Annotated in this window: 5 protein-coding genes; all 5 read right to left on the bottom strand. The window is 64.8% G+C overall.

Features of this window, described 5'->3' with window-relative positions:
• Nucleotides 1-171 precede the first annotated feature (171 nt).
• The 5 genes from rbsD to HF989_RS10610 are packed head-to-tail and all read right to left on the bottom strand — an operon-like array spanning nt 172 to nt 4,995.
• Nucleotides 172-540 (bottom strand): D-ribose pyranase, encoded by a 369-nt coding sequence (gene rbsD, locus HF989_RS10630; protein WP_168686374.1) that lies wholly within the window; start codon nt 538-540, stop codon nt 172-174.
• A complete protein-coding gene (locus tag HF989_RS10625) occupies nt 540-1,463 on the bottom strand; it encodes a D-ribose ABC transporter substrate-binding protein (protein WP_168686372.1) in 924 nt (307 codons plus the stop codon). The genes rbsD and HF989_RS10625 overlap by 1 nt, the downstream gene beginning before the upstream one ends.
• Before the next feature lie 16 nt (nt 1,464-1,479).
• Complete coding sequence (locus tag HF989_RS10620) at nt 1,480-2,451, bottom strand: ABC transporter permease (RefSeq protein ID WP_168686370.1); 972 nt, start codon at nt 2,449-2,451, stop codon at nt 1,480-1,482.
• Nucleotides 2,448-3,983 (bottom strand): sugar ABC transporter ATP-binding protein, encoded by a 1,536-nt coding sequence (locus tag HF989_RS10615; protein ID WP_168686368.1) that lies wholly within the window; start codon nt 3,981-3,983, stop codon nt 2,448-2,450. The genes HF989_RS10620 and HF989_RS10615 overlap by 4 nt, the downstream gene beginning before the upstream one ends.
• A gap of 13 nt (nt 3,984-3,996) precedes the next feature.
• On the bottom strand, nt 3,997-4,995 hold the full coding sequence (locus tag HF989_RS10610; protein WP_168686366.1) for a LacI family DNA-binding transcriptional regulator: 999 nt from the start codon (nt 4,993-4,995) through the stop codon (nt 3,997-3,999).
• Nucleotides 4,996-5,434: the final 439 nt, after the last annotated feature.

Here is a 5,434-nt window from a genome sequence, read left to right as displayed (position 1 = left end):
GTCGATTTCTACAACCACGAACGGTTGAAGTCGACGCTGACCGAAGGATATACAACCATCGCCCAGTACCGACAGGCACTGAGCGTATAAAAGCCCCCAGTGGTCCAAGAAATAGTCAGCACCCCCATTCTCTCGCAGCCACTCGAGCAATAAGCGTTTAGCAGTAAGCATCTAGAACGGGACCCCGCTGCGGAAGATGATGTTGGCGTAGGGGGTGGTCTCGCCGGTGCGCACGACGAACTTGCAGTCCGCGAGCGCGCGTTTGAGGTCGTCGTGGTCGACGAGTTGGGGGTCGTCGACAAGAGACGCCACGTCCCCAGGCGCTTGCTTGGCGACGACCGCCGCCTCCACCACAACCTCGTCCAGGATCGCCCGGACGACGTCGTGGAAGCGGGGCACACCGAAGACTAACGCGAGGTCGATCACTTCTACGCCCGCGGGGATGGGCAGGCCGCAGTCCGCCACGGCGAAGGTGTCGGTGTGGCCGAGCCCGTTGATGGCGCGTGCGAGCTGGGCGTTGAGAATGCCGGTTTTGCGCATTACTCGAAGTCGCCCGCGTTTTCCTTGGTCACGGTAACAACGTCGACCGGGACTACGGCGGTGGCGTCTTCGTCGCGAAGCAGCTTGGCTGCCTCTTCAACTGCGCGGGCGCCGAGCTCGCCCGGCTGCTGCGCGATGGTGGCGTGCATGCGGCCGTCCTTGACTGCCTTCAAGCCGTCGGTGGTGCCGTCGAAGCCGATGACCATGACGTCCTTGCCAGCGCGGTCGCCAAGCGCCTCGATCGCACCGAGCGCCATCTCGTCGTTCTCGGCGAAGATGGCCTTCACATTCGGGTAGGCCTGCAGCAGGTTGGTGGCCACGTTGAGGCCCTCGGTGCGGTCGAAGTTGGCGGTCTGTTCGCCGACGACCTTGATGTTCGGGTAGTTGGCGATGCCCTCCTTGAAGCCCTGGCCGCGGTCGCGCGAAGCAGAGGAGCCAGCGATGCCCTGCAGGACGAGCACCTCGCCTTCCTCGCCGATGGCCTTCGCCAGCTCGTCGGCTGCCTGCTTGCCACCGGCGACGTTATCGGAGGAGATGAAGGAAGCGACGTCGCCGCCGTTGGAGGAACGGTCGACTGCGATGACCGGGATGTCGGCGTTGTTGAGCGCCTCGACGGCGGGGACGACGGCGTCGGAGTCGGTCGGATTGACGATCACGGCGTCGGTGCCGGAGGTGATCGAGTTGTTGAGCTGGTCGATCTGGGTCGCGGCGTCGTCGGAGGCGTCCTGGACATTCAAAGCAATGCCCAGTTCGTCAGCCTTCTCCTGGGCGCCGTCGCGGAGCTGGACGAAGAACGGGTTGGTCTGCGTTGACAGCGCCAGGGTGACCGCACCCTCGTCGGCGGAGTCACGGTTGCAGGCGGTCAGCGACAGGGTCATGGCCGCGGCTGCGACGAGTGCGGTGGCTTTACGTGCGAAAGACATGGTGATTTCTCCTTGGTTAAACGGTGGTTTTCTTGCGCAGCACGTCGAAACCGACGGCCGCGGCGATAACGACGCCGATGACAATCTGCTGCCAAAACGAGCTGACGTTGAGCAGGTTCAGGCCGTTGCGGATCACCGCGAGCAGGATCGCGCCGACGAGCGTGCCGGTGGCCTTGCCGGTGCCGCCAGCCAGCGACGCGCCGCCGATGACCACGGCCGCAATCGCGTCGAGCTCGTAGCCCACACCGGCCTGCGGCTGCGCCGACGACAACCGGCCCGCCATGACCAGACCAGCGAGGGCGGCGAACAGGCCGCTGAGCGCGTAGACCGCGACAAGCACACGCTTGACCGGGATGCCGGACAGGCGCGCGGCTTCCTCGTTACCGCCGATGGCGTACATGGATCGGCCCAGCACGGTGCGCGACAGGATGAACCAGCACAGCACACCGGCCAGCAGCATCATCAGGATCGGGATGGGGAATTTGCCGGCGTTGGAGCCGAGCCAGTTCACCTCGTCGGCAGTCGCCATCGGCGAGCCCTGTGAGATCACCAGGGTTGCGCCGCGCGCGATCGACATCATCGCCAGCGTGGAAATGAACGCCGGGAGTTTGCCGTAGGCGGTGGCGACGCCGCTGACTGCGCCGGCAAAGAAGCCGGTGAGTAGGCCCGCGATCAAGGTGAGCCAGCCGGGCAGGCCGGACTCGACGAAGAAGTGGGCCGAGACCATCGCGCTCAAGGCTGCAACGGCGCCGACGGATAGGTCGATGCCAGCGGTGACGATGACGAACGTCATGCCGAACGCCAGAATCGCCACGGTCGCCGCCTGCACGCCGACGTTGATCAGGTTGTTCACCGTGAGGAAGTGCGGGGTGGCGATGAACAGCGCGACGCACAGCACGATCAGGCCGACGAGCGCGCCGTTGTTCATGATCCAGTTGATGACACGCTGGCGAGTGCTCAAGCGCTCATCGGTAGTCGTTCCCGTCATGCGCGGGCCTCCGTTTCTATTGCTGTGGGTTCGGCTTCAACATGGTCGTCGACGTTGGCGACGGCCAGCGCCATGATTTCGTCCTGGGTTGCGCCTGCGGGCAGCTCGCCTGCGATGCGTCCGCCGGACATGACCAGGATGCGATCGGACATGCCGATGACCTCGGGAAGTTCCGACGACACCATGAGCACCGCGCCGCCGGCCTGGGTGATTTCGTTGATGATGTTGTAGATCTCGACCTTGGCGCCGACGTCGACGCCGCGGGTGGGTTCGTCGAGAAGCAAAATGTTCGACCCCGCCAGCACCCAGCGCCCGAACACGGCCTTTTGCTGGTTGCCGCCGGAGAGGTTGCGGATTTCTTGGTCGATGCCGGCCATTCGCACGCGCAGTTGCTTAGCGACGTCATCCGCGCGCCGGCGCTGCCCCGCCACATCCGCGATGCCCGCGCGTGACGACGAGCGCAGCGTGGCCAACCCGATGTTCTCCCCCACCGTCGCGCCGAGGACGAGCCCCTGCGACTTGCGGTCCTCCGGCACATGGCCGATGCCGTGCTTGATCGCCTCGGCGACCGAGCCTGGGGAAAGTGGTGTGCCGTTGATGGAAACGGTGCCGGCATCGACGGTGTCCGCACCCGCGATGGCGCGCACGACCTCGGTGCGGCCCGCGCCGACCAGCCCGGCCAGGCCGACGACCTCGCCCGCGCGGACCTCGAAGGAGACGTCCGTGAATTTGCCGTCGGAGGTCAGACCCTCGACGGTGAGCAGCGGTTCGCCGACTTTCTTGTCCACCTTCGGGTACTGGTCCTCGATGTCGCGGCCGACCATGTGGCGCACCAGCTCCGTCTCCGGGGTGGTGGCGGGGACTTGGGCGACGAAGTTGCCGTCGCGAAGCACCGCAACACTGTCGGCAATGCGTGCGATCTCGTCCAAGTGGTGCGAGATGAACACCATGCCGACACCGTTGGCCTTCAAGTCCTCGACCACCTTGAACAGCTGGTCGACCTCGTGGCCGGTCAGTGCCGCGGTGGGCTCGTCGAGAATAAGCACGCGCGCATCCATCGAAAGCGCCTTGGCGATCTCCACCAACTGCTGGCGCGCAATGCCCAACTCGCCGACTGGGGTTTCCAGGTCCACCTTCAACCCGATGCGGTCGACCGCCTCCTGTGCGATGCGGCGCATCTCGCGGAAGTTCACCATCCCCAACCGGCGCGGGGTGCGCCCGAGCGTGATGTTTTCCGCCACGGACAAGGTGGGTACCAGGTTCAACTCCTGGTGGATCGTGGCAATGCCGTGCGCTTCAGCGGCTTTGGTGTCGGGCAGGGTGACCGGGTGGTCGTCGATAAGCAAACGCCCTGACGTCGGCTGGTAGACGCCGGACATCATCTTGATCAGCGTCGACTTGCCCGCGCCGTTTTCGCCGAGCAGCGCGAGCACGCGACCTGGCTCGACGGCAAGCGAGACGTTGTCGATCACGTTGACCGGCCCGAACGACTTCGAAATGCCATCCAGCCTGATCAGCGGTGTCGTGGTCATCTGCGCCACCTCCTTAGATGTTGAAGTTTGTGGATTCTCGGATGGTCAATGTCGTGGGCAACACGTCGTGCTGCGTCACCGGCTCGCCCCTGATCAGCGCGAAGACTTTCTCCCAGGCGCGCCTGCCGACGTCGTCGACATGCTGCTCGATCACCGTCAGCGGCACCGGTTGCATCTGAAACGCCGGCTGGTCGTCGAAGCCCACCAACGCCAGGTGCTTGCCCAGCCCGATCTTGTGGTCCAGGACGTACTGCAAAGCGCCGACCGTCATCATGGAATCGCCCGCAATAATCGCCGTGGCACCCCGTTTGAGCAGGTCAGCTGCCCCCGCGAAGCCCTCCGCACTGCTGTAGCCGCCGCGGAAGATCACCCCGTTGGTGTTCGAGACTGCGCGGATGGCCTCGTGGAACCCCTCCAGCCGCTGCAAACCGGTCGAAGTACTCGACGGGCCCGCGATGTAGCCGATGTTGGTGTGGCCGTGGTCGCGGAGGTGCTCGACGGCCTCGCGTATCGACGACTTCGCGTCCGTAGTCACCGACGGCACATCCAACCCCGGCAGCACCCGGTCCACCTGCACGATCCGTTGGCCGCGCTCGAGCAGCGACTGCACCATCGGCGCGCTATGCAACGACGGCACAACAATTGCACCGGCGAGCTGCTGGCCGCTAAACGCCTGCAGGGCTGCATCGAGTTGGCCGGCGTCCTCGTTTGTCGAGGCAATAACCAGCGAGTAGCCGTCCGTATCCGCCGCCTGCTGGATCGCCGATGCCATCTGCGCGAAAAACGGGTTGATCAGGCTCGGAATGGTCAGCCCCACCGCCGCCGACGCCGCCGACTTCAACCCCCTGGCCTGCAGATTCGGCACATAGTTGAGCTTGCTCGCCGAGCGCTGCACCCGCTGCCGCGTCTCCTCCGAAATCGCCGGATTGCCGGCCAGCGCGCGCGAGACCGTGGAGGCGGACACGCCGGCATCCTGTGCGACCTCGCGCAAGGTGGCCCGTCCTCCCGCCATGGGTGTGTCCTCCGTCGGTTGTTGTTCGGTGGCGCTCGTGTTGTTCGGTACCGCTCGCGCAGCCCGTTTTGCCCGGGCGTGCAAACGTTTGCACCATTTGCGGGACAACCTAAACCGGCGCTCGGTGTCCGGTCAATAACGGGTGTAGTCTCATCCACCCCCGAAGGTTGTGGGGACGGGAGTCGTTCGGTTGGGATCCGGGCAGGACGCTTACCCCAGGGTGCTTACTCAACCAGGATGCTTACCCCAGGGTGCTTACTCAACCAGGATGCTTACTGCTAAACGCTTACTCCTCGAGAGCGCCGCCGGAAGTGGGACTGCGGACATTTAGTTGGACCACTTTGGGGCGGGAAGGCCTTGAATGGGTTACAAGTTCAGCAATGAGTTTCGCCGTGAGGCGGTTGAGTTATACGAGTCCGGGTTAAGCGCTGCGGCGGTG

Source organism: Corynebacterium mucifaciens (assembly GCF_012396315.1).
Lineage (GTDB): Bacteria > Actinomycetota > Actinomycetes > Mycobacteriales > Mycobacteriaceae > Corynebacterium > Corynebacterium mucifaciens.
The sequence above is the reverse complement of the archived record's forward strand: the minus strand, read 5'-3'. Positions and strand labels throughout refer to the sequence as shown.

Excerpts from the sequence above, each read along its gene's own strand:
- rbsD (WP_168686374.1), bottom strand. The coding sequence starts at position 540 with ATGCGCAAAACCGGCATTCTCAACGCCCAGCTCGCACGCGCCATCAAC.
- HF989_RS10625 (WP_168686372.1), bottom strand. The coding sequence starts at position 1,463 with ATGTCTTTCGCACGTAAAGCCACCGCACTCGTCGCAGCCGCGGCCATG.
- HF989_RS10610 (WP_168686366.1), bottom strand. The coding sequence starts at position 4,995 with ATGGCGGGAGGACGGGCCACCTTGCGCGAGGTCGCACAGGATGCCGGC.
- HF989_RS10615 (WP_168686368.1), bottom strand. The coding sequence starts at position 3,983 with ATGACCACGACACCGCTGATCAGGCTGGATGGCATTTCGAAGTCGTTC.
- HF989_RS10620 (WP_168686370.1), bottom strand. The coding sequence starts at position 2,451 with ATGACGGGAACGACTACCGATGAGCGCTTGAGCACTCGCCAGCGTGTC.